The sequence below is a fragment of the Pseudomonas sp. 2995-1 genome (assembly GCF_002742505.1).
In the GTDB taxonomy this organism is placed as follows: Bacteria; Pseudomonadota; Gammaproteobacteria; order Pseudomonadales; family Pseudomonadaceae; genus Aquipseudomonas; species Aquipseudomonas sivasensis.
In genome coordinates, this window is the sequence record NZ_LJSA01000135.1 from 1 (window position 1) to 229 (window position 229).

At 43.7% G+C, this 229-nt stretch carries 1 protein-coding gene; it reads right to left on the reverse strand.

Features of this window, described 5'->3' with window-relative positions; all coding sequences use genetic code 11:
• Positions 1-205 (reverse strand): TipAS antibiotic-recognition domain-containing protein (locus AOA61_RS00400; RefSeq protein WP_218197313.1); only part of this gene is annotated, 205 nt, incomplete at its 3' end.
• Positions 206-229: the final 24 nt, after the last annotated feature.

Below are 229 nucleotides of genomic sequence, written 5' to 3' on the forward strand. Positions count from 1 at the left end.
CCGTCACTTTGATCACGACTTCCATAGCCTCAGGCGCCTCAGGTGGTACTCCGTTTCTCATTAATTCCTTCACTTTTGCTAGAATGTCTAGCATTTCTACATCCATCTGCTCCCTGTGCTCTTTTGATAGCGTAAAAAATTGATCAGCCATCACGTCAGAAAGATGCTCTTTTGCCCACTCTTTTATGTCCTCTTCGTGTTCCATGTGAAATAGTAAGGATGTCAACAC